At 47.7% G+C, this 1,151-nt stretch carries 1 protein-coding gene; it reads left to right on the top strand.

The genetic code is table 11. From position 1 onward, the window contains the following. Positions 1-64: 64 nt before the first annotated feature. Positions 65-1,144, top strand: a complete 1,080-nt coding sequence (locus GO755_RS40645; protein WP_394351064.1) for an IS701 family transposase — start codon at positions 65-67, stop codon at positions 1,142-1,144. Positions 1,145-1,151: the final 7 nt, after the last annotated feature.

Consider the following 1,151-nt stretch of genomic DNA (forward strand, 5'->3'; position numbering starts at 1 on the left):
ACTGAAGTTACGCAGTGATTATGTCTTCACTAGAATCTGAGCAGAATATACCACTTTTGCCATTATGAAAGGGCTGACACTGGAACAAGATTTATACTCAGACTATCTGGTGGTCAATCAAGGACAAGCTACCGCCACCGGGTTAGCCGCTCTTTTAGACCAACAGATCAGCCATGACCGGCTAACCCGTAGCCTCAGTGTAACCGATTATGGGTCGGCTCAACTCTGGCAAGTGGTCAAGCCTTTTGTCCAGCAGATTGCCCATCCTGATGGGCTGCTCCTACTGGATGACACCGTCGAAGAAAAGCCTTACAGCCAACCTAATGAGTTGATCAGCTATCACTTTGACCATACGCAGGGCCGCTCAGTCAAAGGCATCAATCAACTGACGGCTCTCTATCACAGTCAGGAGACGAGTCTGCCGGTTGGCTTTCATCTGATTAGAAAGACCAAAACCATCCAGACTAAGAAGGGCTTAAAACGGGTCAGTGAGCAAACTAAGCAACAACTTTTTCGTGACTTAATCCGGCAGGCAATCGCTAATCAATTGCCATTTAAGTACGTCTTGGCTGACAGTTGGTATGGCTCGGTGGAAAATATTAACTACCTCATTGAGAAGGAAAAACAGTTTATTTTTGCCTTAAAAACCAATCGACAAGTAGCTCTTTGTGAGGCCGATAACCAGCAGGGGCAGCATCGGCCGATGAGCGATTTAGGCTGGGAGGAGACAACACAACACCGTGTCTGGCTAGCAGGCGTAGAAACCGCCTTGTTGCTGACCAGACTCGTCTTTGACAATAAAGACGACTCGCGGGGGACACTCTATCTGTTGACTAATGACCTCACGGTCGATGCTACTCAAGTACAAAGCACGTATGGGCTGCGGTGGCGGATCGAAGAGTTCTACAAGTCGATTAAATCCAATACAGGCTATGCAGCCTCGCCGACGCATCGGGTTCGTACCCAAAGCAATCATCTATTTTTGTCGATGGTGGCCTTTGTCAAGCTGGAAGCTCTCAAAGTCTTAAGTCGGTTAAACCACTTTGCCCTGAAAGCCAAATTGACCCAAAACGCGCTCAAACACTCGTGGCAGCAGTGGCAAGACTATAAACAAGCTTCTACACTACTTGCTCTATATGCGTAACTTCAGT

The organism is Spirosoma arboris (assembly GCF_009754945.1).
Taxonomy (GTDB): domain Bacteria; phylum Bacteroidota; class Bacteroidia; order Cytophagales; family Spirosomataceae; genus Spirosoma; species Spirosoma arboris.

Coding starts and splice junctions, on each gene's coding strand:
- GO755_RS40645 (WP_394351064.1), top strand. CDS start 65: ATGAAAGGGCTGACACTGGAACAAGATTTATACTCAGACTATCTGGTG.